The organism is Agrobacterium sp. 22-210-1 (genome assembly GCF_053522525.1).
This window is the reverse complement of record NZ_JBNWCI010000002.1, coordinates 735498-757777: the sequence shown is the minus strand read 5'-3', so window position 1 is coordinate 757777 and position 22280 is coordinate 735498. Positions and strand designations below refer to the sequence as shown.

23 protein-coding genes and 1 pseudogene are annotated in these 22280 nt (G+C 60.2%); 11 read left to right on the top strand and 13 right to left on the bottom strand.

Annotation, left to right across the window (positions count from 1 at the left end; translation table 11 throughout):
* Positions 1–15: 15 nt before the first annotated feature.
* The 3 genes from ACQZ5F_RS16500 (at position 16) to ACQZ5F_RS16490 (ending at position 1799) form a co-directional block, all read left to right on the top strand.
* Positions 16–684 (top strand): hypothetical protein, encoded by a 669-nt coding sequence (locus ACQZ5F_RS16500; protein WP_225338716.1) that lies wholly within the window; start codon positions 16–18, stop codon positions 682–684.
* Between the two features lie 70 nt (positions 685–754).
* The gene (gene hpt, locus ACQZ5F_RS16495; protein ID WP_003497442.1) at positions 755–1297 is read left to right on the top strand and encodes a hypoxanthine phosphoribosyltransferase; all 543 of its coding nucleotides are present in this window, start codon (positions 755–757) and stop codon (positions 1295–1297) included.
* 142 nt (positions 1298–1439) lie between these two features.
* On the top strand, positions 1440–1799 hold the full coding sequence (locus ACQZ5F_RS16490; RefSeq protein WP_046799828.1) for a response regulator: 360 nt from the start codon (positions 1440–1442) through the stop codon (positions 1797–1799).
* Between the two features lie 258 nt (positions 1800–2057).
* Here ACQZ5F_RS16490 and ACQZ5F_RS16485 read toward each other — a convergent pair whose 3' ends face one another.
* From ACQZ5F_RS16485 to argH, 4 genes are all read right to left on the bottom strand, one after another.
* The gene (locus ACQZ5F_RS16485) at positions 2058–4781 is read right to left on the bottom strand and encodes a TIGR02302 family protein (protein WP_448730603.1); all 2724 of its coding nucleotides are present in this window, start codon (positions 4779–4781) and stop codon (positions 2058–2060) included.
* A gap of 175 nt (positions 4782–4956) precedes the next feature.
* Entirely contained in the window at positions 4957–6225 is a 1269-nt protein-coding gene (lysA, locus tag ACQZ5F_RS16480; RefSeq protein WP_225338714.1) for a diaminopimelate decarboxylase, read from the bottom strand.
* Positions 6226–6238: 13 nt separating this feature from the next.
* Positions 6239–6442 (bottom strand): LPS translocon maturation chaperone LptM, encoded by a 204-nt coding sequence (gene lptM / locus ACQZ5F_RS16475; RefSeq protein WP_003497438.1) that lies wholly within the window; start codon positions 6440–6442, stop codon positions 6239–6241.
* A 94-nt stretch (positions 6443–6536) separates the two neighbouring features.
* Positions 6537–7937, bottom strand: coding sequence for an argininosuccinate lyase (gene argH / locus ACQZ5F_RS16470; protein WP_225338713.1), 1401 nt, complete (start codon positions 7935–7937; stop codon positions 6537–6539).
* 24 nt (positions 7938–7961) lie between these two features.
* On the opposite strand from argH, the gene tlpA reads away from it, so the two are divergent.
* On the top strand, positions 7962–8630 hold the full coding sequence (gene tlpA / locus ACQZ5F_RS16465; RefSeq protein WP_225338712.1) for a thiol:disulfide interchange protein TlpA: 669 nt from the start codon (positions 7962–7964) through the stop codon (positions 8628–8630).
* A gap of 51 nt (positions 8631–8681) precedes the next feature.
* Here the strand turns inward: tlpA and ACQZ5F_RS16460 are convergent, their stop codons facing one another.
* The 7 genes and pseudogenes from ACQZ5F_RS16460 to ACQZ5F_RS16430 all read right to left on the bottom strand — a co-directional run bounded on the left by ACQZ5F_RS16460 (position 8682) and on the right by ACQZ5F_RS16430 (position 13997).
* Positions 8682–9563 carry a 3-hydroxybutyryl-CoA dehydrogenase gene (locus ACQZ5F_RS16460; protein WP_052819558.1) on the bottom strand — a complete coding sequence of 294 codons (882 nt, stop codon included), beginning with the start codon at positions 9561–9563 and terminating at the stop codon, positions 8682–8684.
* 112 nt (positions 9564–9675) lie between these two features.
* Entirely contained in the window at positions 9676–10605 is a 930-nt protein-coding gene (locus ACQZ5F_RS16455) for an electron transfer flavoprotein subunit alpha/FixB family protein (protein ID WP_052819560.1), read from the bottom strand.
* Between the two features lie 25 nt (positions 10606–10630).
* Positions 10631–11377 (bottom strand): electron transfer flavoprotein subunit beta/FixA family protein, encoded by a 747-nt coding sequence (locus tag ACQZ5F_RS16450; protein WP_003520827.1) that lies wholly within the window; start codon positions 11375–11377, stop codon positions 10631–10633.
* Between the two features lie 183 nt (positions 11378–11560).
* Positions 11561–12333, bottom strand: a pseudogene (locus ACQZ5F_RS16445) (rhomboid family intramembrane serine protease).
* Positions 12334–12368: 35 nt separating this feature from the next.
* A complete protein-coding gene (locus tag ACQZ5F_RS16440) occupies positions 12369–12947 on the bottom strand; it encodes a cob(I)yrinic acid a,c-diamide adenosyltransferase (protein ID WP_225338710.1) in 579 nt (192 codons plus the stop codon).
* 1 nt (position 12948) lies between these two features.
* Complete coding sequence (locus tag ACQZ5F_RS16435) at positions 12949–13146, bottom strand: twin transmembrane helix small protein (RefSeq protein ID WP_046799819.1); 198 nt, start codon at positions 13144–13146, stop codon at positions 12949–12951.
* A gap of 17 nt (positions 13147–13163) precedes the next feature.
* Positions 13164–13997, bottom strand: a complete 834-nt coding sequence (locus ACQZ5F_RS16430; RefSeq protein ID WP_046799818.1) for an SDR family oxidoreductase — start codon at positions 13995–13997, stop codon at positions 13164–13166.
* Positions 13998–14177: 180 nt separating this feature from the next.
* Between ACQZ5F_RS16430 and ACQZ5F_RS16425 the strand changes: the two genes are divergently transcribed.
* Positions 14178–15095, top strand: a complete 918-nt coding sequence (locus ACQZ5F_RS16425; protein ID WP_225338709.1) for a YihY/virulence factor BrkB family protein — start codon at positions 14178–14180, stop codon at positions 15093–15095.
* On the opposite strand, the gene gluQRS is transcribed toward ACQZ5F_RS16425, so the two are convergent.
* Positions 15063–15962, bottom strand: a complete 900-nt coding sequence (gene gluQRS, locus ACQZ5F_RS16420; RefSeq protein WP_225338708.1) for a tRNA glutamyl-Q(34) synthetase GluQRS — start codon at positions 15960–15962, stop codon at positions 15063–15065. The two genes, ACQZ5F_RS16425 and gluQRS, sit on opposite strands and share 33 nt — an antisense overlap.
* 54 nt (positions 15963–16016) lie before the next feature.
* Between gluQRS and ACQZ5F_RS16415 the strand changes: the two genes are divergently transcribed.
* Entirely contained in the window at positions 16017–16664 is a 648-nt protein-coding gene (locus ACQZ5F_RS16415; protein ID WP_225244155.1) for a DNA-3-methyladenine glycosylase family protein, read from the top strand.
* 13 nt (positions 16665–16677) lie between these two features.
* Here the strand turns inward: ACQZ5F_RS16415 and ACQZ5F_RS16410 are convergent, their stop codons facing one another.
* Positions 16678–18096, bottom strand: coding sequence for a helix-turn-helix domain-containing protein (locus ACQZ5F_RS16410; protein ID WP_225338707.1), 1419 nt, complete (start codon positions 18094–18096; stop codon positions 16678–16680).
* A gap of 119 nt (positions 18097–18215) precedes the next feature.
* Between ACQZ5F_RS16410 and ACQZ5F_RS16405 the strand changes: the two genes are divergently transcribed.
* The 5 genes from ACQZ5F_RS16405 to ACQZ5F_RS16385 all read left to right on the top strand — a co-directional run bounded on the left by ACQZ5F_RS16405 (position 18216) and on the right by ACQZ5F_RS16385 (position 22280).
* A complete protein-coding gene (locus tag ACQZ5F_RS16405; RefSeq protein ID WP_225244157.1) occupies positions 18216–19748 on the top strand; it encodes an acyl-CoA carboxylase subunit beta in 1533 nt (510 codons plus the stop codon).
* A gap of 102 nt (positions 19749–19850) precedes the next feature.
* Positions 19851–20747, top strand: coding sequence for a glutathione-dependent disulfide-bond oxidoreductase (gene yghU, locus ACQZ5F_RS16400; RefSeq protein WP_225338706.1), 897 nt, complete (start codon positions 19851–19853; stop codon positions 20745–20747).
* A gap of 122 nt (positions 20748–20869) precedes the next feature.
* Positions 20870–21247, top strand: coding sequence for a hypothetical protein (locus ACQZ5F_RS16395; protein WP_046799812.1), 378 nt, complete (start codon positions 20870–20872; stop codon positions 21245–21247).
* Positions 21248–21282: 35 nt separating this feature from the next.
* Entirely contained in the window at positions 21283–21843 is a 561-nt protein-coding gene (locus ACQZ5F_RS16390) for an RNA 2'-phosphotransferase (protein ID WP_225244159.1), read from the top strand.
* 35 nt (positions 21844–21878) lie between these two features.
* A complete protein-coding gene (locus tag ACQZ5F_RS16385) occupies positions 21879–22280 on the top strand; it encodes a hypothetical protein (RefSeq protein WP_197283327.1) in 402 nt (133 codons plus the stop codon).

The window sequence follows — 22280 nt, the reverse complement described above, 5'->3', positions numbered from 1 at the left end:
GGGAATTCTATGGCTATGTTCCGTTCATCTCGCCGGCAAGCGGCATTCGATTTCGACCTCCTGATGCCGGAAACGCCGGTGCGCCGCGCGGCGCGGGCGGCAAATCCGATCCACGACGTGGTAGACGCGGAATTTGTCACCATCAAGGAAAACCGTTCGCGTCAGCCCGGAAACGACAATCGCGGCGCGGCACGCCGGCAGAGGGCAAAATCGCCCGTCACTATCGGTACGCTTGGCCTTGCCTTCATCGGCTGGCTGGATCGCAGATTGTCGCGCCTGTCGGCGGATGCCTATTCAGCGCTGGTTGCGGGGCTCGCCATTTTCGTTTTCGTCTGCTCCGGTGGCCTCTCGGTGGTTGTGCCGGAAAAGCAGGCCGCCGTCACGGCAAACCCGCTCGCCATTTCCCATGTGACCGTTACCCCGCAGGAGGCAGGCGGCATGGATATCCTGCTCATCAGTGGCATCGTGGAGAATAATGGCGGCAACCTGGAAGAGGTGCCGGCCCTTCGCGCCGATCTCTTTGCGGCCAAGGGGCAATTGGTGGCCAGCATGGTCATTGAACCGCCGGTACGAGAGATGCAGCCCGGTTTCAGCCACGGATTTTCGGCAAAGTTGCGCCATCCCGGTGGAAAAACGCCTGACATCAAGCTTTCCTTCGTTGAGGCGGGTGCGTCCGAACGTTGACTGTGCTAACGCGTGATCTTCGTATTTTTACTGAAAGGTAAAATCGGCAAGGCGCAGCACAGGAGAAAGAATGCCCGTCGTCCGTGGAAAAAACATCGAGCCGCTTTACACCGCCGAGCAGATCGCCGAGCGCAATCGCGATATGGCCAAGCACATTGCCGGTGGCCCGACCAAGGATTTGCTGGTCATTGCCGTGCTCAAGGGATCGTTTATTTTCGCAGCCGATCTTATCCGCGCGCTGCATGATAGTGGTCTTGCTCCCGAAGTCGAATTCATCACGCTATCGAGCTATGGCGCCGGCACGGTTTCGCAGGGGGTGAGGATCGTCAAGGATATCGACAGCGACGTGAAGGACCGCGATGTGCTCCTGATCGACGATATTCTCGAATCCGGCCGCACGCTGCGTTTCGCCAAGGAACTGCTTTACGAGCGCGGCGCGCGTAACGTCACCATTGCCGTGCTGCTCGACAAGAAGGTCAAGCGCAAGGAAGATCTGGAGGCCGATTATGTCGGTTTCGAATGTCCAGACTATTTCGTCGTGGGTTACGGCATGGATGTCGCTTATGCCTTCCGCGAACTGCCTTTCGTCGGCGTGGTGACAGGCGACGCCTGAGCATGTTTTCCGTGCCGGAACGGCACAGGGCGGAGACGCCTCATTAACCATTCACCCAGCGAAAGCCTGGGTGTTTACCTCTTGAAAAGAGGAGCCTGCGATGTTGCTCATGGCTGGAAATGATGCCCAGGAGCAATGATTAATGGCGAAAATTCTGATTACCGAAGACGAGGATGCATTGCGGGCTTTCGTCGCCCGCGCGCTGCGTCTCGACGGTCACGAGACCCATGAGGCGGCTGACGGCGAGCAGGGGCTGGAGAAGCTTCAGGAGACCAGTTTCGATCTTCTTCTTTCGGATATCCGCATGCCGGTCATGGATGGCATCGAGCTGGCGCACCGCGCCGCCGAACGCTTCCCGGCCATGCGTATCCTGCTGATGACCGGTTATGCCGAACAGCGCGAACGGGCTGATGATCTGGCGACGAAGATTGTGGACGTGGTTTCCAAACCCTTTGCGCTTCCGGATATTCGCAAGGCGGTGGCGCGGGCGCTGGCGGCCTGAGCGGCGAGATTGCAGAGATTTAAAGGGCGGCCTGTCGGGCCGCCTTTTTTGTTGGTCAGCCCCCTGGCTCAGCGCAGTCCCCTACCTCCGTCATTCCGGCCTTGAGCCGGAATCCAGCCAGCCCAAGTCCTTGGGCTGAAAGAACTCTTTCCGCCGCGCAGACGCGCGGCAGCTGGATGCCGGATCAAGTCCGGCACGACGGAAGCTTTAGCTTCTGAAACAGGATGTAACGAGGCGCGCCATTACCTGTGGGAACCCTCACCGTATATCCAGCAATCGCTCCAGATACCGCCGTTCGATTTCGCCGGGCGGATTGTTGCCGAGTTTTTCGCGGATGGCCTCAAGAATTTCGCGGGCGCGCTGCACGTCGATCTCGTCCGGCACCTTCACCTGATCGCCGAAATCCGGGCCGGTGGTGCTGCGCGGGCGGCCGAGCGGGTCGCGGCCGTTCTGTCCGCCCTGACCGGCCATGCCTTCCTGCCCTTGCCCCGGCTGCTGACCCTGCTGGCGCATGGCCTGCATGATCTGGCCCATCATGTCCTGCGCGCCCTGGCGCAGCGCGTTCAGCGCATTGCCCTGTCCCTCGACGGCCTGCTCACCCTGGCCCTTGCCCAGCGCCTCGCCGGCGCCCTGCATTTCCTGCTGCGCCTTGCCGAAGTTTTCGCCCGGTTCCATGCCGAGATCACGAAGGCCCTGCTGCAATTCGCCGAGCTGCTTGCCGAGCGCATCCTGCTGCGCCCGCAGGTTCTTCAGCGCCTCGCGTAACTGTTCAGCGGTCATCTGGTCGCTTGGCTGTTGTCCGCCCGGCTGACCATTTTGACCCTGTTGACCCTGTTGACCCTGCTGCCCCTGTTGGCCTTGCTGATCCTGCTGTGGCTGCTCACCGTTTTCGCCCATCTGTTGGTCTTCGCTTTCGCCGCCCTGCTGCGGGTCGCCGCGCTGCATGCGGTCGCGAAGCGCCTGATCGAGCTTGAAGGTCTCATCCATCAGCTTCTGCTGTTGCTGCAGAATTTCGCCCAGCTTGTCGATCTGCTGGCGCATCTTGCTGCTCTGCTGCTGCCCCTGCTGGCCCTGACGTTGCGGCCGGCCCGCCTGCAGATTGTTCATCATGCGCTGCAGCTGCGAAAGCATTTCCTGCGCCGCGTCGCGATTGCCGGAACGGGCAAGGTTCTCGATCTGGTTCATCATGTTTTCCAGATCGCGCTGGCGCAACACGTTTTGCGCCTGCTGGTTCATGTTGGCTTGCGGCGCGTTCTGCATGCGTTGCGCAAGCTCGCTCATGAATTGCTGCATCGCCTCGCGCAGCTCTTGCATCAGCTTGGCAACTTCCTCATCCGAGGCATTGCGCTGTAACGCTTCGGACAGCGCGTTCTGTGCATCGCGCAGGCGTTTTTCCGCCTGCGAAAGATCGCCATCCTCGATGCCGAGCGCGATTTCCCAGAGATAATCGGCCGTGTCCTTCAGCATTTCCTGATTATAGGCGAGCCGCATGCGGGTCTGCGCCGATTGCAGCAGCAGATAGTGCGTCGTGTTGGGAATGGTCTCTTCCGGCCGCAGGCCCACCGCCTCGTTATAGGCGATCGCCTTCGGCATCTGGCGCGTGTCGAGCGAGAATATCTGCCGCTGTTCGGCGATGGAAGCTGCCAGTGGTTCGGAGAAATTACGGCCCGGCAGCACCATTTCATGCGCGGGGCTGCGGCCGGTCTGGCCGGCGCCATCGGTGGCGACCAGCGTGATGCGCACGCGTTTTCCCGCCATAGGATGTTCGGTCAGGTTGCGGCTGGTCAGGCCCTTGATCTCGCGATTATTCTGCCGCGGCAGATCGAGCTTGAATTCGGGCGCCGGGTAAAGTGCTGTGGCGCCTTCCGCAACGCCGAGCGGCTCGATGATGGCATGGGCTTCTTTCAGCCCATAATCGTCCTTGGCGGTGAAGCCGATTTCCAGCGCACCGTTGACGGCGCGGCGCGGCATGTTGTCGAAGGCAATGCTGGGCGGCTGGTCTGGAATGACGTTGAACACCCATTGTTCGCCATTGGCACTGATCATGCCGCTTTCGGTGACATCCATCGCGAAAGTGCGTGGAGCAACAGGCTGATCCGTCGAGCGTACCGGCGTCTGAACCGCGACGTCGCCGCTTGCACTATCGGCACGTGCAGCTTCCGGCGCAAGCTTTTGCAGCGCGCCTGCCATTTCCGGTTCGAAGGTCACTTCCTCACCGCCATCGCCGCCGGTCATGCGGATCGTCAGCTTGGAGGATTGCGGCACGGAAACCGCGTCGCGGCCGCTCGCATCACGTCCGGTCAGGAAAATCGGTGCGCGGCCCGTATAGGCGGGCGGTGTGACCCAGGCATCGAGACGGATATCGGGATTGAGCGGACCCACGGCCGGCCGGCTGCGGAATGCATCTGCAACCGTGCCGGCACCATTGGAATAGGAAAAACCGAAAGCAGTGACCAGAAGCAATGCCGGAACGGCGCGCAGCGCCAGGCGGTCATAACGGGCGATATCGGGTTTCGGCAGGCCGGCATTGAGCGCGGCAATGCGCTCCGCCATGCGGATCTGGTGTTCTTTCCACAAGGTGCGGGAAAAGGGGGTATCAAAGGCCGGTTCGTCTTCCTGCACGCCCACCGGCTGGTGCGCCATGCCATTACGTTCTTCCAGCAGACGGGAGGCGTCATTGTCGGTTGGCCATTTCAGCCGCACGATCGGCAGGAGTGTGGTGATGAAACCGAAAACTAGGACGAAAACAATGCCGAGGCGCAGAAAATCCGGCATGTGCCGGTACAGGCCGAACCAGGCGAGCGCCAGAAACACGGCGGCGATGGACAGCGGCCACAGCGTCTTCGGGGCCATTTTTTCGGAAAACAGCACGATTTTCGCGAAGAACCGCTTGGCGGCAACCCGTCGAGCAAGGTCCGGCCGCTGCGCGAATGCGCCAGTCGGGCGCTTTCTGCCTGTCCTGTCCTCTCCGGCTGTGGTCATCAATCCGTTCTCCCGGTTCTGGCCACGTCGAACGCCATTCCCGGAACGGCGAGCTGTTCATATCACTGGAGCAAGGATAACATTCTTTGTGGCGAAGACGAGGGCACCTAAGCCCTCACCCCCATTTTTTAGGCAGCTTCGCTCAATTGTGATCGACCAGCCGTATGATAGACGGTCAGTCGAGCCAAGCCGGTACGGAATCGAGGGCGATCAGCTCTTCATAGGTGCCACGCGGACGGATGACATGGAACTTGTCACCCTTCACCAGCACCTCCGGCACCAGCAGGCGCGAGTTATAGGTGCCGGCCTGCACCGCGCCATAGGCGCCGGCGGAGCTGACGGCGATCAGGTCGCCCGGCTGCGGTGCGGCCATCTCCCGGTCCAGCGCCAGATAATCGCCGGTCTCGCAGACCGGGCCGACGATATCGGCTTTGATGCGCGGCGTGTCTTCGGCCGGCTGCACCACCGGGCGGATGCCGTGATAGGCCTCGTAAAGCGTGGGGCGGATGAGGTCGTTCATCGCGCCATCGACGATTACGAAGGTCTTGTCACCGCCATCCTTCACATAGATGACTTCCGTCACCAGAATGCCGGCATTGCCGACGATCAGGCGTCCGGGTTCGGTGACGATCTTGCAGTTGAGGCTTTTCAGCTCGTTTTTGACGATATGCGCATAGGCATCCGGCAGTGGCGGCGGATTGTTATCCTCGCGATAGGGAATGCCAAGGCCACCGCCAATATCGACGTGGCTGATCGCATGGCCATCCCCGCGCAGCACTTCCACGAGTTCGCGCAGCAAGCGGAAGGCATCCTCGAAGGGCTGCAATTCGGTGATCTGGCTGCCGATATGCATGTCGATGCCGGTGACTTCGATGCCGGGCAAAGTGGCGGCATGGGCATAGACCGCCCGCGCCCGTTCATAGGAAATGCCGAACTTGTTTTCCTTCTTGCCGGTGGAAATCTTCGCGTGGGTGCGCGCATCCACATCCGGATTGATGCGGAAGGAGACATGCGCCCGCTTGCCCGCCCTGACCGCGCGCAGGTTGAGGACTTCCAGTTCCGGCTCGGATTCGATGTTGAAACAGTAGATACCCGCTTCAAGCGCGTAATCCATTTCCGCCACCGTCTTGCCGACGCCGGAGAACATGATGCGGCTTGCCGGCACGCCAGCGCCGAGCGCGCGGCGCAATTCGCCGCCGGAGACGACGTCGATGCCGGCGCCGAGTTTTGCCAGCGTCTTCAGCACCGCCTGGTTGGAATTGGCCTTCATGGCGTAACAGACCATGGCGTCCACATCGGCAAACGCACCTGAGAACACCTTGTAGTGGCGCTCCAGCGTTGCAGTCGAATAGACATAGAAGGGCGTGCCGACCGCCTTGGCGATCTCGGGCACGGGCACGTTTTCGGCGTGCAGCACGCCGTCGATATAGCCAAAATGGTTCACGGCTTTTTACCCGTCAGAGAAGCTTGTCGAGGATGAACGGGCGTTCCGCCGTTGCCGGCTTCGTCTCCGTTCCGTCGGCATTGCGCTTGTTGCGCATTTCGACCGGCGTGCTCGGCGGATCGATGTCGCCCTTACGCCCGCAGGCGCTGAGAACAAGGCTGACAGCGAGTGTCATGCCGATGGGAACGATGAGTTTGCGCGCGGTTTTTGAAAGCATGAGCCTGTCCAAAGGAAATATGTGCCTCTCTGATAACGAAAAACAGGGCGCTTGTGCACCCTGTTTCTTGTGATCGCAGCGTAACGCGATTTTATCAGTTGCGTCCGCGCCACCAGGCGATCTGCTTCTTCACTTCCGAAGGGGCCGTGCCGCCGAAGCTCGTGCGGCTGGCGACCGAAGCCTCGACGGACAGAACGTCGAAAACGCCATTGGTGATACCGGAGTGGATGGCCTGAAGCTCTTCGAGCGAAAGATCGGCCAGATCGCAGCCTTTCTTTTCGGCCAGCGCCACGGCATTGCCGGTCACATGGTGTGCATCGCGGAAGGGAAGGCCTGCCTCGCGCACCAGCCAGTCGGCAAGATCGGTGGCGGTGGAATAACCCGAGCCGGCAGCGGCGCGCATGCGGTCCTTGCGCACTTCGAGGTCGCGGATCATGCCGGTCATGGCGACAATTGCCAGTTCCAGGCTCTCGGCGGCATCGAAAACCTGTTCCTTGTCTTCCTGCATGTCCTTGGAATAGGCGAGCGGCAGGCCCTTCATGACTGTCAGAAGTGCGATCAGCGAGCCGTTGATGCGGCCGGTCTTGGCGCGCACCAGTTCGGCGGCGTCAGGGTTCTTCTTCTGCGGCATGATCGAGGAGCCGGTCGAGAAGGCGTCCGACAGGCGGATGAAGCCGAATTGCGGTGTCGACCAGATGACGATCTCCTCGGCGAGACGCGACAGATGCGTGGCGCAGATCGAGGCGATCGACAGGAATTCCAGCGCGAAATCGCGGTCGGAGACTGTGTCTATGGAATTGCGGGTAGGTTCGCGGAAACCGAGCGCCTTTGCCGTCATATGACGGTCGATGGGATAGCCGGTGCCGGCGAGTGCGGCCGCACCAATCGGGCTTTCATCCATATGCTCGATGGCGTGGCGCACGCGGGCGCGGTCACGGCCGAACATTTCCACATAGGCCATGCAATGGTGACCGAAAGTGACGGGCTGCGCCGTCTGCAAGTGGGTGAAGCCCGGCATCACCGTATCGGCATTTTCTTCGGCGCGGTCGAGGAAGGCGGCGATAAGCGCGGTCAGCAGCGCTTCAGTCTTCTGCAATTCTTCCTTGACCCAGAGGCGGAAATCGAGCGCCACCTGGTCGTTGCGCGAACGGGCCGTGTGCAGGCGGCCGGCTGCCGTGCCGATGAGGGTCGCAAGACGCGCCTCGATGTTCATGTGAATATCTTCGAGCTTGCGCGAGAATTCAAAGGTGCCGGCTTCGATTTCTGACAGGATCGTGTTCAGGCCCTCGATGATCTTGTCTTTATCTTCCGGCGAAATAATGCCTTTAGATGCCAGCATGGTGGCGTGCGCCATAGAGCCGCGGATGTCCTGGGCATAAAGCTTCTTGTCGAAGCCGATGGAGGCATTTATCTCTTCCATGATGGCTGATGGCCCGGAAGCGAAACGTCCGCCCCACATCTGGTTGGAGGATTTCTGATCTGTGCCGTCAGCCATGTTCGCAGTGCCCTGGAGTATTCGATGACAGAAAAAAGGCCGTTCAGGCTTCCTTCCGCCAGATTGGTTGCAATTGCTGCCGTTGCCGGTGTCTTGTGCGGCGCGGGCGCGGTCTGGTTCAGGCATATTGGGTCTGAGAGCCCTGTTCAAGGGGCAGCGGTCGCTGACGCCGGTTTATGTGAGGGTGCCGCAAACCGCATTGCCTCGCTGAAACCGTTTCTGAAGGGGCAGGTGGCTGCCATGTCGGCCGCAGATAGACCACGTGTCGTCCCGTTATCTTTCAAGGGGCCGGACGCGCAGGATATGACGCTTGCCGATCTCAAGGGCAAGGCGGTTCTGCTCAACCTCTGGGCCACATGGTGTGTGCCATGCCGGGAGGAAATGCCGGCATTAAATGCGCTTGAGAAAGAAAAGGGCGGCAATGATTTCGAGGTGGTCACCGTCAATATCGACATCGGCGCGGACGAGAAGCCGAAAGCCTTCATGGACGAATACAAGATTGATGCGCTGAAGCTTTATCGCGACAGTTCCATGGGTGTCTTCAACACGCTAAAAAAGGAAGGCCTCGCCTTCGGCCTGCCGGCAACCATGCTGCTTGACGAAAACGGCTGCCTGCTCGCGGCGATGAATGGCCCGGCGGCGTGGGACAGTGAGGATGCCAAGGCGCTGGTATCGGCGGTGAAGGCTAGATAATTTTTCCGGTCGTGCGGGAGGGTTCTTCCTCCCGCAGCTGATCTTTGCGCCTCAGCGTGTCGGAACCGGCGTCTCGCCGCGATAGTCGTAAAAACCACGGCCGGATTTGCGGCCGAGCCAGCCGGCCTCGACATATTTCACCAGCAGCGGGCAGGGACGGTATTTGCTGTCGGCCAGGCCGTCATGCAGCACCTGCATGATCGACAAACAGGTGTCGAGACCGATGAAGTCGGCAAGCTGCAGTGGTCCCATCGGGTGGTTGGCGCCGAGCTTCATGGCGGTGTCGATGGCTTCCACCGAACCGACGCCTTCATAAAGCGTATAGATCGCCTCGTTGATCATCGGCAGCAGGATGCGGTTGACGATAAAGGCCGGGAAATCCTCGGCAACCGTGATCGCCTTTTCCAGCGTCCGCACATAGTCCTTGGCCGCGTCGAAGGTCTTTTCGTTGGTGGCAATGCCGCGCACCAGTTCAACGAGCTTCATCACGGGCACCGGGTTCATGAAGTGAATGCCCATGAACTGTTCGGGACGGTCGGTTGCAGATGCGAGACGGGTGATCGAAAGCGATGAGGTATTCGTGGCGAGCAGCGCCTCCGGCTTCAGGACAGGGCAGACCTGCGCATAAATCTTGCGCTTGATCTCCTCGTTCTCGGTCGCGGCCTCGATGACGATATCCATTGGTGCGAGGTCGTTAATATCAGTCGATCCGCTGATGAGGGCCAGCGCCTGCTTGCGGGCGTCGTCGGAAAGCTTGCCGTTGGTGACCTGGCGGGCGAGGTTGCCGTTGATCGTGGCAAGGCCGGCTTCGATGCCATCCTTGGAGAGATCGTAGATATGAACCTTGTAACCCGCCAAGGCGGAAACATGCGCGATGCCGCACCCCATCTGACCGGCTCCGATGACACCGATATTCTTAAAGGGGGCGGTCATATGCTGTTCTCCTGTGGCTGGTCTGCGTCATTGTCGGCGATGTTACGCATATCGCCGGAAAAGAGAAGGCGGCGCGTTCAAAAAACGCGCCGCCTTGGTTGGCTGGTTAAAATCAAAGCGCCTTTTCGAGTTCGGGCAGCGCCTCGAACAGATCGGCGACGAGGCCGTAATCGGCAACCTGGAAGATCGGCGCCTCTTCGTCCTTGTTGATGGCGACGATGACTTTCGAGTCCTTCATGCCGGCCAGATGCTGGATGGCGCCCGAAATGCCGGCGGCGATGTAAAGCTGCGGTGCAACCACCTTGCCGGTCTGGCCCACCTGCCAGTCGTTCGGTGCATAACCGGCATCGACTGCGGCGCGGCTTGCACCGACGGCGGCCCCCAGCTTGTCGGCAACGGGAAGAATGACTTCCTTGAATTTCTCCGAGGAGCCAAGCGCGCGGCCACCCGAGATGATGATCTTCGCGGATGTCAGTTCCGGACGGTCGGACGAAGCCAGAGCATCGGAAACGAAGCTGGAGAGGCCCGGGTTTTCGGCAGCGCCGATGGTTTCAACCGCTGCAGAACCGCCTTCAGCTGCCGCCGCAAAAGCGGTCGGGCGCACGGTGATGACCTTTTTGGCGTCAGTCGCCTGCACCGTCTGGATGGCGTTGCCGGCATAGATCGGCCGCTTGAAGGTATCAGGCGAAACCACTTCGATGATTTCCGAAACCTGCGCCACATCGAGAAGCGCCGCCACGCGCGGCAGCACGTTCTTGGCAGATGCGGTGGCAGGTGCGACGATGACGTCATAGGAAGGTGCAAGCGAGATGATCAGCGCCGCCAGCGGCTCGGCGAGCGCATTGGCATAGGAGGCGTCGTCGGCAAGGAGCACCTTGGAGACGCCGGATAGTTTCGCTGCTGCATCCGCAGCGCCCTTCGCGCCGGAGCCGGCGACCAGCACGTGGACGTCGCCGCCGATCTGCGTTGCCGCCGTCAGCGTCTTTGCCGTCAAGTCGGAAAGGGTTGCGTTGTCGTGTTCTGCCAGAAGAAGAATGGCCATAAGAATATCTCCCTTTTCCGAAACCTTAGAGGACGCCGTCAGCTTTGAGCTTTTCGACCAGCTCGGCCACCGAGCCGACCTTGATGCCGGCCTTGCGGCCTGCCGGCTCCTCGGTCTTCAGCACCTTGAGGCGCGGCGAAACGTCGACGCCGAAATCGGCCGGCGCCTTTTTGTCGAGCGGCTTCTTCTTGGCCTTCATGATGTTCGGCAGCGAAGCATAACGCGGCTCGTTCAGGCGCAGATCGGTGGTGACAACGGCGGGAAGCTTCAGCTCCACGGTCTGCAGGCCGCCATCGACTTCACGGGTCACCGCAACCTTGCCGTCGGACGGTACGACCTTCGAGGCGAAGGTGCCCTGGCCCCAGCCGAGAAGGGCTGCCAGCATCTGGCCGGTCTGGTTCGAATCGTCGTCGATCGCCTGCTTGCCGACGATAACGAGACCGGGCTGTTCGGCCTCTGCTACGCCCTTCAGAAGCTTGGCGACGGCAAGCGGCTCGACCGTTTCGTCGGTCTCGATCAGGATGGCGCGGTCCGCACCCATGGCGAGCGCAGTGCGCAGCGTTTCTTCCGCCTTGGCCGGGCCGATGGACACGACCACGACCTCTTCGGCCTTGCCGGCTTCCTTCAGACGAAGCGCCTCTTCCACCGAGATCTCGTCGAACGGGTTCATCGACATCTTCACATTCGCAAGCTCGACACCCGAACCATCCGATTTCACGCGGATCTTCACGTTGTAATCGACGACTCGTTTAACGGGGACAAGGATTTTCATCGGCGGCTTTCCTCAAACTCCTGTCCGCTTGGCGAATAGACCGCGCGGACCTCCAAAAACAGGTTGGCGACATGGATAAGCATTTTTCTCGCAAATACAACGGAGCAATGTTCATTATCACATGCACGTAAGGCATATCTTACGTTGACGTTAACGTAAATACTTTATCTCTTCCTCACGGGCTTATCCGCCCCCGTCATAGCCCCGTTCGATTTGCGACAACCCTGCCGTTTGCGACGGATTCTTGAACTGCGCCGCCCTCGGCGGAACAATGGTGCGGTCGAACAGCGGAACGCCCCGCCTGCGCATGAAAAGCACCATGACGGCACCTGCCAATATGCCGCCCACATGCGCGCCCCAGGAGACGTTTTGTTCCAGCCCGAGCGCCAGCATCAGGAACTGCTGGCCAATCCACAGCGCCAGCGGAATGAAGGCGGGTAAGGGAAGCGGAATACGCATGAGGACCAGCACCCAGACCCGCACCTTGGGATGCAGCAGGAAATAAGCGGCGACGACGCCGGAAACCGCGCCCGACGCGCCGATCAGCGGCCCTTCCGAGGTGGGGCGACGAAGCCGTGCAGCAGCGCACCGGCGATGGCGCAGGCGAGATAAAAGATCAGGAATCGGAAATGGCCGAGCGCGTCCTCGACATTGTCGCCGAAAACCCAGAGGAACAGCATGTTGCCGGCCAGATGCCAGAAATCGAGGTGCAGGAACGCATAGGTGACAACGGTCAGGTCATCTGGCACCACCTGAAGGGCCGGCTCCAGATAGGCATAATCGAACACGACTGCTGGAATGAAGCCGAGGCCGAGGGCTGCGGCATTGGCCTGTGTGTCGCTGGCAAGCACGCCGGTAAACAGCCAGACCAGCACATTGACGACGATCAGACCAATCGTGACATATTGCAGCCGGATGTGTTTCAGGGAATTCGCGTCGTGCAGCGGTATGAACATCGAATGCCCTTTGGTTACGCGATTGTCTTAGGTTTTTAGCGATTCTTGCCGGGAACCCATAATATGTCGGCCTTGCCCGTATCATTGGCGAAACGCGCGGCGACGAACAGGAAGTCGGACAGGCGGTTGGCGTATTTGATGGCCGCCGGGCTGACGATCTCGTTCTCGGTGACTGAAAGCGCCACCATCAGCCTTTCCGCCCGGCGGCAGATCGTGCGCGCCATATGCAGACTGGCCGCAGCCGCGTTACCGCCCGGCAGCACGAAGGATGTCAGCGGTTCGAGCGTCGCGTTGAGTTCGTCGATTTCGTTTTCGAGCCGGGTAACCTGACTTTCGAGGATGCGCAGCGGCTCGTAGGACAGCGGCTCGCCGCTGTCAGGCGTGGCGAGATCGGCGCCGAGATCGAAGAGGTCGTTCTGGATGCGGAACAGCATGGCATCAAGCTTTTCCAGCCCGTTCGTGTGCAGCCGCACGATGCCTATCGCCGAATTGGTCTCGTCCACCGTGCCATAGGCCTCGACGCGCAGATCGTGCTTCAGGCGGCGCGGGCCGGAAACCAGCGCCGTCGTGCCCTTGTCACCAGTGCGGGTGTAGATCTTGTTCAGTTTCACCATGTCAGCGGCCGCCGCCGGTGAGCCAGAGCGTCAGCATGATCAGCACGATGGCGATGGCCTGCAACAGCAGACGAAGCTGCATCAGCTTGTTGGACCGGTTGGCGTCCTGTCCCTTCAGCATGTTGAAAAGGCCACGTATAAGCACGATGACGACAAGGCCCATGACGATAAGGGCCAGAACACTGGTGAAGCCGGACATTTAGGGGTTACTCCTCCTCAATCGAATCTGCGCAGCAGACGATAGAACAGTCCGGCAGGCAAGAGCCGTTTCAGCAACAGCCCCTGTTTGGCTGGAACGGTGACGGGATAATGCGGTTTCGGCTTGGCGGCGGTCAGGGCGTGTTTCAGCACGGCAAAAACGGCCTCGGGGCCAAGCTTGTGGCGGTTGACGGGGCCTGAACCATCCATGCGCGCCAGCTGGCGTTTATATTCCACCGCATGGGCCGAATTTTCCAGATCGATCTTGTCCCTGACATGGGCAAGCGCGGTCGCGGTGAATTTCGAGGTGATCGGACCAGGCTCAATCAAGCTCACATGGATGCCGCTGCCCTGAAGCTCCATGCGCAGCGTCACGCCCAGCCCCTCGATCGCGAATTTCGAAGCGGTATAAGCGCCGCGATACCGATAGGGGACGAGGCCGAGAATGGAGGAGCAATGCACGATGCGGCCGGCGCCTCGGCTGCGCATGAAGGGAATGACCCGCCGCGTCAGATCATGCCAGCCGAAGACATTGGTTTCGAACTGCGCTCGCAGCGCCTCCACCGGCAGATCTTCCACCGCACCCGGCTGGCCATAGGCGCCGTTATTGAACAGCGCGTCGATGCGGCCGCCGGTCCGGGCTGAAACGGTGTCTACCAGAGCAGCGATGGTTTCCGGCTTTGTGTAGTCCATGATCAGGGTTTCGATGCCCTGGTTTTCGAGGGCGGCCATATCGACGATGCGCCGCACGGTGGCGAAGACCCGCCAGCCGTCCCGGTGAAGCGCGCCGGCGCAATAAGCGCCGATGCCCGAGGAACATCCGGTGATGATGATGACGGGTTTTTCAGACATCTGCCGCTCCGGAAAGCCGAATGGTGTTCTGGCCTGATAGTCCGGCCCGTGAAAATTGAATTGCGCAAAATTCGTGCCCCGGCGGGAACCGAAAGACGGGTTGGCGCGCTGTACAAAGCGAAGCTGATTTTCCATATTCGCGACGAAGTTACAAATGAAATGCCGATGAATGGAGGTGACATGGTTGCCGCAGTGCGCCTGGCAGGCAAGGTTGCCTTTGATGCCTATTCCCATTTCGCCGAGGATGACGGCTGGGCGATGGCAAGCCATATGGCGCTGTCCATTCTTCTGGCGCTGTTTCCATTCCTGATCTTCGGCACGGCTCTGGCCGGTTTTCTGGGTGCCGACCAGTTTTCCGAAACGGCGGTGCATCTGATTTTCGACACCTGGCCGGAAGCGATTGCCGGTCCGCTTGCGGCGCAGGTGCAGCAGGTACTCACCATTCCGCGCGGCGGGCTGCTGACGATTTCGGTGCTGGCCGCCGCCTATTTTGCGTCCAACGGCGTCGAGGCGTTGAGAATTTCGCTCAACCGCGCCTATCGCGTCACCGAGACGCGCTGGTGGTACATTACCCGCCTGCTCAGCCTGCTTTACGTGCTCATCGCGGTGGTGGTCTTTACCGGGATCAGCATCGTGCTCGTGGCCGTGCCGGTAGCCACCTCCTTTGCCGAAGAGCGGTTTCCGTGGCTGACGGATGTACTGAACACCATTTCCAACCTCGGCCTTTACGGCACCATCGTCGTGCTGACCGCGGGGTTGGTGGCGGCGCATCTGTGGCTTCCGGCCGGCAAGCGGCGCATCTGGGACGTCTGGCCCGGCATTCTGCTGACGATGATCTTCTGGGTCATCGGCGCGGCGATCTTTGCCTATTACCTCTCCACTTTCGCCAATTATGCCGCGACCTATGCCGGTCTCGCCTCTGTCATGGTGGTTCTGGTGTTTCTTTATATGGTGGGCGTCATCTTCATGCTCGGTGCGGAGATGAATGCGGCCCTGATGAAATACAAGGTGCGGCAGATCATCCGCCGTAATATTGGCGGCAACGGCGCTCGCCGTGAGCGGGCGCTAGAGGATACCGACAAGCCGGCGGATATCTGAGGGTGTCTCCCCTTCTGCACGAAGGGCGGCAAGCCCGGTGCTGCCTTCGCTTTTCGAAAGCTTGCGCCCGTCCGCGCCCGGGATCAGCCGGTGATGGTGATAGGCGGGTTGCGGCAGGTCCAGCAAATGCTGCAAAAGCCGGTGAATGGCGGTTGCGTGGAACAGGTCCATGCCGCGCACCACATGGGTGATGCCCTGCAGCGCATCATCAACCACAACGGAAAGATGATAGCTCGAAGGCGCGTCGGAACGAGACAGCACCACATCACCCCAGAGTGCGGGTCGGGCCTCGATTTTCCCCGTCTCGCCATCGCCGCTCTCCTGCCAGAACAGGGGGCTGCCGGCGGCGCGGATCGCCTTTTCCATATCGAGCCGCCAGGCATGCTGCCGACCGGAGGCGAGGAGTGCCGCCCGTTCCGCCTCGGGCCTTTCGCGGTCCACCGATGGGTAGAGCGGCGCGCCATCCGGATCGCGCGGCCAGAGCCCGCCATCGGCCTCGAAGGCTTTGACGATCGCTTTGGTTTCTCCACGGCTCAGAAAGGCAGGATAGGCAAGGCCCGCGTCGATCAGCCTGTCCAGCGCCACGCGATACGCATCGAAATGGTCTGATTGACGCCTGACAGGGTTTTCCCAGGCTAGCCCCAGCCAGCCGAGATCGTCATAGATCGCCTGCTCCAATTCCGGTGTGCAGCGCGTCTGGTCGATATCCTCGATACGCAGGAGGAAGCGGCCGCCATTGTCCCGCGCCATATCATGGTTCAGGAAGGCGGAAAGCGCATGGCCGAGATGCAGCGGGCCGTTGGGGCTTGGCGCAAAACGGTAAACGGGCTTTTGACGGAGAGGCGAAGGCATGATTTCTTCTGCCATGTTTTAAAGCACCCCGCCAGCCGGCTGCGGGCGGGGCGGATACGGAATGCGAAGATGAAAATCATTACCAGAATGGATGATATCAACGAAGGGCTGGAGCATCTGGCCCGCCTCGATCCTGCGCTCAGCCTCGTCATCGAAAAAGCCGGCCCGCTGGAACTGCGCATTCATGAGCCCGGTTTTGCCGGCCTTGCCCATATCATCGTCTCGCAGATGGTGTCGCGCGCCAGCGCCAATGCCATCTGGGCGCGAATTCTTGCCGGCACCGACGGTGTGGTCACGGCGGAAAATTATCTCGGCGCACCGACGGAATCGCGCGCCACCTTCGGCCTTTCGCGCGCCAAGGCGACGACGCTGGAAGGGCTGGCGCGCGCTGTCACGGAAGGGAAGATCGATCTTGACGGCGTGGTGCGCAAGGAGGGGCCTGCAGCCCTTTCCGAGCTGGTGGCGCTTCGTGGCATCGGCCCGTGGACGGCGGAAGTCTATCTGATGTTCTGCGGCGGGCATCCGGATATCTTTCCGGTGGGGGATGTGGCGCTGAGATCGGCGGTGGCGCATGCGCTTGATCTGGAAGTGAGGCCGGAAGCGAAATGGCTGGCGGAACGGGCAACACTCTGGTCGCCGTGGCGTTCCGTCGCCGCCCGGCTTTTCTGGGGTTATTATGCCAACATCATGCGCCGCGCCATGGTGCCGCTGCCCTGAGCGGCTCTGAAGGCTAAAAATCTGCGATGCTGTAGGGCAATGCTCCACGCGAAAGATGATCGAATTGCAGTTTGCGTTTCAGCGGCGGTACGGCGCGCTGCACACAATCCACCCTTTCACAAACCCGACAGGAAATGCCGATTGGTTTGAAGGAGGCTGAATTGCCGAGATCGAGCGTATCGGCATAAACGAAATTCTGCGCATGGGAAATTTCGCAGCCGAGCGCGATGGCATAACGCGGTCTCTCGGTATTAAAACCGGCGCCGGCCTTTTCGATCTGGGTGGCGATGGAAAGATAGCGCACGCCATCAGGTGTTTCTGCCAGCTGCCGCACGATCCTGTCGGAGCTTTCGAAAGCCTGATGGATGTTCCACAGCGGACAGGCTGCGCCGAAACGGGCAAATTGCAGCCGTGTGGCGCTGTGGCGTTTGGTGATGTTGCCGGCGCGGTCGATCTTGGCAAAAAAGATCGGCACGCCCTTCAAGCCCGGCCGTTGCAGCGTGCTGAGCCTGTGCGCCACCTGTTCGAGGCTTGCGCCGAAACGAACGGCCAGAAGCTCGAGATCGTGGCGCAGTTCCTGCGCCGCCCGGTGAAAGCGGCCATAGGGCAGGATGAGGGCTGCGGCGAAATAATTGTGCAGCCCGATACGACAGATTTCTGCGGCTTCCGCATTGCGGAAACCGGCGCCGGCCAGCACCCTGTCCACCGTTGGGCCGGCGTGAAGCTGGGCGATCTGTAGTGCAAGCTGAAAGCAGCGGGTCGGCGCGGCCATATAGGAGCTGAGGGCGAGGGTTTTGCTGGCAGGATCGAAATGCCGGATCAGGCCGCCCGCCGCCTCGGTTCTCGTGATTTGGATGCCGTAACGGTTGCGCAGATGCGCTGCCAGAATGCCATAGGTCTCGCCGCCTTCTATCTCCAGCTCTTCCGCCAGCTCCTCGGCCAGAAGATCGATCTCGGCGACGTAATTGTCGACAAAGTGGAAGAAGTCGCGCACCTCCTCATAGGGGGTTCTTTCCACCTGCGCGGTGCCACGACCCAGCCGGTCATCCAGTTGCACCAGCTGTTCGCTGTTCTGCCGGTAGGCCTGATGGGCGCGCAGCAGCGCATGGGCAAAACCCGGCGCGTTCTGGGCAATCAGCTTCAATTCCTGAAGCCCCGGTTCGTAATTCATGAATAGCGGGTCTTTCAGCGCCTCGCGTACGGCGGAAACCAGCCGGTCATTTTCGCCGGTCGCCAGTTCCGCCATGTCCAGCTGGAATTTTTCCACCAGCGTCACCAGAACGCTGGCGGAAACCGGGCGTTGATTGTTCTCGATCTGGTTCAGGTAACTTGCGGAGATACCCAGCCGTTCGGCAAACTGCGCCTGCGTGGCGCGGGCATTTTCGCGAAGGCCGCGAACCTTGCGGCCGATGAAGAGTTTTTCCGTCGCCATGTTGCAACTTTGCAAAATTTAATATTGCAAATATTTATGGCACGCACACGCGCACGATCAAGGCTTCTGGACGACTATTTTCTGGGCTATGGATCGTAATGACAACGCATGGAGGAAACATGCCCGGCATTCTGGAGCAGTTGGAAACGCGGCGCGCCGAGGCGCGGCTCGGCGGTGGCGTCAAGCGCATCGAGGCGCAGCATGGCAAGGGCAAGCTGACGGCGCGCGAACGCATCGACGTGCTCTTGGATGAAGGTTCCTTCGAAGAATACGATATGTATGTCACCCACCGGGCGGTGGATTTCGGGATGGCGGAGCAGAAGGTGGCGGGTGACGGTGTCGTTACCGGCTGGGGCACCATCAATGGCCGGCAGGTCTATGTGTTTTCGCAGGATTTCACCGTGCTCGGCGGTTCGCTCTCGGAAACCCACGCCCAGAAAATCTGCAAGATCATGGATATGGCGGTGCGCAACGGCGCGCCGGTGATCGGTCTCAACGATTCAGGCGGCGCGCGCATTCAGGAGGGGGTGGCCTCGCTTGGCGGTTATGCCGATGTGTTTAAACGCAATGTCGTCGCCTCCGGCGTCGTGCCGCAAATCTCCGTCATCATGGGGCCCTGTGCGGGCGGTGCCGTCTATTCGCCGGCCATGACGGATTTCATCTTCATGGTGCGCGACACCTCTTACATGTTCGTGACCGGGCCGGATGTGGTGAAGACCGTCACCAACGAGATCGTTACGGCGGAAGAGCTGGGTGGAGCCTCCACCCACACCAAAAAATCCTCCGTCGCCGACGGCGCTTATGAAAACGACATCGAAACGCTGGAACATGTGCGGCTGCTCTTCGATTTCCTGCCGCTCAACAACCGCGAAAAACCGCCGGTCCGGCCTTTCCATGATGATCCCGTACGGCTGGAAGCGCGGCTCGATACGCTGATCCCCGATAGTTCCAACAAGCCCTATGACATGAAGGAACTGATCCACGCGCTGGCCGACGAAGGCGATTTCTTCGAGTTGCAGGAAGCCTTTGCCCGCAACATCATCACGGGCTTCATCCGTATCGAAGGCCAGACGGTGGGGGTTGTCGCCAACCAGCCGATGGTGCTGGCCGGCTGCCTCGATATAGACAGTTCGCGCAAGGCGGCGCGTTTCGTGCGCTTCTGCGATGCCTTCAACATTCCGCTGTTGACGCTGGTGGATGTGCCGGGCTTCCTGCCGGGAACGGCACAGGAATATGGCGGCGTCATCAAGCATGGTGCGAAACTTCTCTTCGCCTATTCGGAGGCGACGGTGCCGATGGTAACGCTGATTACCCGCAAGGCCTATGGCGGCGCTTATGACGTGATGGCCTCGAAACACATCGGCGCAGATGTGAACTATGCCTGGCCGACGGCGGAAATCGCTGTGATGGGCGCGAAGGGTGCTGCGGAAATTCTCTATCGTTCCGAGCTTTCCGATCCGGAAAAGATCGCCGCGCGTACGAAGGAATATGAGGAGCGTTTCGCCAATCCCTTTGTGGCGGCTGAACGCGGTTTCATCGATGAGGTGATCATGCCGCATTCGTCACGCCGCCGCATCGCCCGTGCGTTTGCCTCGCTGCGCAACAAGAACGTCGAAACCCGCTGGAAGAAACACGATACCATTCCGCTCTGATCCGCCGCGGGGCTGGAAAAATGCTTCGGCCACCTTACTATAATGATGTTCAGGCGCCCGGACCTTCGGATGCCCTCCCGAAACGCACAAGGACAGAGTTTTATGGCCGAAAATTCCTCTGCAGATAATTTCCCCGCCGGATATGAAGTGCCCAAGGTCTGGACCTGGGACAAGGGCAATGGCGGCCAGTTCGCCAATATTAATCGCCCGATTGCCGGTCCCACCCATGAAAAGGAACTGCCGGTCGGCAAGCACCCGCTGCAGCTTTATTCGCTGGCGACGCCGAATGGCCAGAAGGTTTCCATCATGCTGGAAGAATTGCTGGCCGCCGGCCACAAGGGCGCAGACTATGATGCCTGGCTGATCAAGATCGGCGAAGGTGACCAGTTCGGTTCCGGTTTTGTCGGCGTCAATCCGAATTCCAAGATCCCGGCGCTGATGGATCATTCGACGCCAGAGCCGACACGGGTCTTCGAAAGCGGGTCGATCCTTGTTTATCTCGCGGAAAAATTCGTCGCCTTCCTGCCGAAAGAGGGCAATGCCCGCACGCAGGCGCTGAACTGGCTGTTCTGGCAGATGGGCTCCGCGCCCTTCCTCGGCGGTGGTTTCGGGCATTTTTATGCCTATGCGCCGGTGAAGATCAAATACGCGATCGACCGTTACGCCATGGAAGTGAAGCGCCAGCTGGACGTGCTGGACCGGCATCTCGCCGAAAACCGTTATCTGGCCGGTGACGAATACACGGTTGCCGACATGGCCGTCTGGCCGTGGTATGGCAAGATCGCGCTCGGTCAGGCCTATGGCGATGCCGGTGCTTTCCTTGAAGCCGATGGCTACAAGAACGTCATGCGCTGGACGCTTGAAATCGGCGAACGGCCGGCGGTAAAACGCGGCGTGATCGTCAACAAGACCTCGGGCGATCCGTCCGAACAATTGCATGAACGCCACGATGCCTCCGACTTCGACACGAAGACGCAGGATAAGATCGGCAAGGCATAACGAGAGACTGGAGCGCTTCTGGTTTGTTGGACCGTGGAAGCGCTCTCATTATTTGAATTTGCGCATTGTCAGGACATAAAGCGAACCCGCTTTTACTGAAAATGCTTCTGGAAGGAAAAGACATGGCGAACCTGCCCGAAATGACCAAACACAAGGGGTTTCCCTCCGGCATGCCAAGCACGGGCGTCCAGTTCACCATCCGTCGCGCCAATCCAAAAGGGGTGACGCCCATCAAGATGATACCCCGCAGGGCGCGCGACGACTCCAAGGAACACCGCATCGACGCCGCCTTCCTGCACTCGCTCTGGCACCATTTCGGTCCGGAACCGTTCGAGCGCGGCAATCTCGACGCTGCCCGCCTCAACCTGCTGTTCGGCCGCGAAGTTCTTCCGGCGGAAAAAAATTTCGATCCGCTGTCCTATCAGGCGATGCTTGTCATCGACGAGCGCGTCGCCCGGCAGAATTTCCCGGAATCGTTTGAGAATTTCTTCGAGATTTGAGGGTGCTGTCATCCGCCAACGGGGAATGAAATTCGATGTCGACAGCGACCAGCAAGTTCCTGAGTTATGTTCTGCGCCATGCGCCTGAAAGTATTGGCCTCGCCCTGGATCATCAGGGTTGGGCGGATGTCGCAGATCTCTTGGCAAAAGCGAATGCGAGTGGCACGCCGCTCGATGAGGCAGGCTTGCTTGCGGTCGTCGCAGAAAGCGACAAGAAGCGCTTCACGCTGTCGGAAGACGGTCGCCGCATCCGGGCGGCACAGGGGCATTCCGTGAAGGTCGATCTTGGCCAGCCGCCGGTCGAGCCACCGCCACAATTGTTTCACGGTACGGCGACGCGTTTTCTCGATTCCATCCTGCAGCAAGGCCTGCGCCCTGGGGAAAGACAACAGGTTCATCTTTCCGCTGACCGGACGACCGCGCTGACCGTCGGACAACGGCATGGAAAGCCTGTTGTCCTGGTTGTCGATGCAGCTCAGATGTTTGCGGATGGTTGCCGTTTCTACCTGGCCGATAATGGCGTTTGGCTGACGGATGCAGTGCCTTTTTCCTATCTGACCGTGTCTGCGGATTCCTCAGCGGAAAGCGACAGGTGACGGGGTGAAATTTGATAATGGAGGAGGGAGGCGAAATGGGTGTCGGTATATTTCAGATCGATATGGATTGGCTGCAACGCTGGCTGCGGCAGGGGTTTCGCCTTGGCTCCGGTAAGGCATCAGGTAACCGCAACCTGAAACCCAGACTGACGCCGGAGGCCGCACGGCTCGATCATCGGCAGATGCTGCGTTTCATGGCGCTCAATGCGGCAGTTGGCGTGCTGATCGGCGTCTGCGTCGGTGCAGCGCTGATCTTTCTCGACATTGGCGGTTTGGGCGCGCGCATCGGCCGTGCGGCAAATCCTGCCGTGCCCGTATTGCTGGTCGTCGTGCCCATCGCGTCCCTGTTCGGCGCGGCGGCCGCTGCCTCGGCGATCTTGCTGATGCCCTATGAAAAGAAATTCCGCGACGATGATGACGATGCGAGGGGAGAATAA

Excerpts from the sequence above, each read along its gene's own strand:
- ACQZ5F_RS16500 (WP_225338716.1), top strand. The coding sequence starts at position 16 with ATGTTCCGTTCATCTCGCCGGCAAGCGGCATTCGATTTCGACCTCCTG.
- hpt (WP_003497442.1), top strand. The coding sequence starts at position 755 with ATGCCCGTCGTCCGTGGAAAAAACATCGAGCCGCTTTACACCGCCGAG.
- ACQZ5F_RS16490 (WP_046799828.1), top strand. The coding sequence starts at position 1,440 with ATGGCGAAAATTCTGATTACCGAAGACGAGGATGCATTGCGGGCTTTC.
- ACQZ5F_RS16485 (WP_448730603.1), bottom strand. The coding sequence starts at position 4,781 with ATGACCACAGCCGGAGAGGACAGGACAGGCAGAAAGCGCCCGACTGGC.
- lptM (WP_003497438.1), bottom strand. The coding sequence starts at position 6,442 with ATGCTTTCAAAAACCGCGCGCAAACTCATCGTTCCCATCGGCATGACA.
- argH (WP_225338713.1), bottom strand. The coding sequence starts at position 7,937 with ATGGCTGACGGCACAGATCAGAAATCCTCCAACCAGATGTGGGGCGGA.
- tlpA (WP_225338712.1), top strand. The coding sequence starts at position 7,962 with ATGACAGAAAAAAGGCCGTTCAGGCTTCCTTCCGCCAGATTGGTTGCA.
- ACQZ5F_RS16460 (WP_052819558.1), bottom strand. The coding sequence starts at position 9,563 with ATGACCGCCCCCTTTAAGAATATCGGTGTCATCGGAGCCGGTCAGATG.
- ACQZ5F_RS16455 (WP_052819560.1), bottom strand. The coding sequence starts at position 10,605 with ATGGCCATTCTTCTTCTGGCAGAACACGACAACGCAACCCTTTCCGAC.
- ACQZ5F_RS16450 (WP_003520827.1), bottom strand. The coding sequence starts at position 11,377 with ATGAAAATCCTTGTCCCCGTTAAACGAGTCGTCGATTACAACGTGAAG.
- ACQZ5F_RS16440 (WP_225338710.1), bottom strand. The coding sequence starts at position 12,947 with ATGGTGAAACTGAACAAGATCTACACCCGCACTGGTGACAAGGGCACG.
- ACQZ5F_RS16435 (WP_046799819.1), bottom strand. The coding sequence starts at position 13,146 with ATGTCCGGCTTCACCAGTGTTCTGGCCCTTATCGTCATGGGCCTTGTC.
- ACQZ5F_RS16430 (WP_046799818.1), bottom strand. The coding sequence starts at position 13,997 with ATGTCTGAAAAACCCGTCATCATCATCACCGGATGTTCCTCGGGCATC.
- ACQZ5F_RS16425 (WP_225338709.1), top strand. The coding sequence starts at position 14,178 with ATGGTTGCCGCAGTGCGCCTGGCAGGCAAGGTTGCCTTTGATGCCTAT.
- gluQRS (WP_225338708.1), bottom strand. The coding sequence starts at position 15,962 with ATGGCAGAAGAAATCATGCCTTCGCCTCTCCGTCAAAAGCCCGTTTAC.
- ACQZ5F_RS16415 (WP_225244155.1), top strand. The coding sequence starts at position 16,017 with ATGAAAATCATTACCAGAATGGATGATATCAACGAAGGGCTGGAGCAT.
- ACQZ5F_RS16410 (WP_225338707.1), bottom strand. The coding sequence starts at position 18,096 with ATGGCGACGGAAAAACTCTTCATCGGCCGCAAGGTTCGCGGCCTTCGC.
- ACQZ5F_RS16405 (WP_225244157.1), top strand. The coding sequence starts at position 18,216 with ATGCCCGGCATTCTGGAGCAGTTGGAAACGCGGCGCGCCGAGGCGCGG.
- yghU (WP_225338706.1), top strand. The coding sequence starts at position 19,851 with ATGGCCGAAAATTCCTCTGCAGATAATTTCCCCGCCGGATATGAAGTG.
- ACQZ5F_RS16395 (WP_046799812.1), top strand. The coding sequence starts at position 20,870 with ATGGCGAACCTGCCCGAAATGACCAAACACAAGGGGTTTCCCTCCGGC.
- ACQZ5F_RS16390 (WP_225244159.1), top strand. The coding sequence starts at position 21,283 with ATGTCGACAGCGACCAGCAAGTTCCTGAGTTATGTTCTGCGCCATGCG.
- ACQZ5F_RS16385 (WP_197283327.1), top strand. The coding sequence starts at position 21,879 with ATGGGTGTCGGTATATTTCAGATCGATATGGATTGGCTGCAACGCTGG.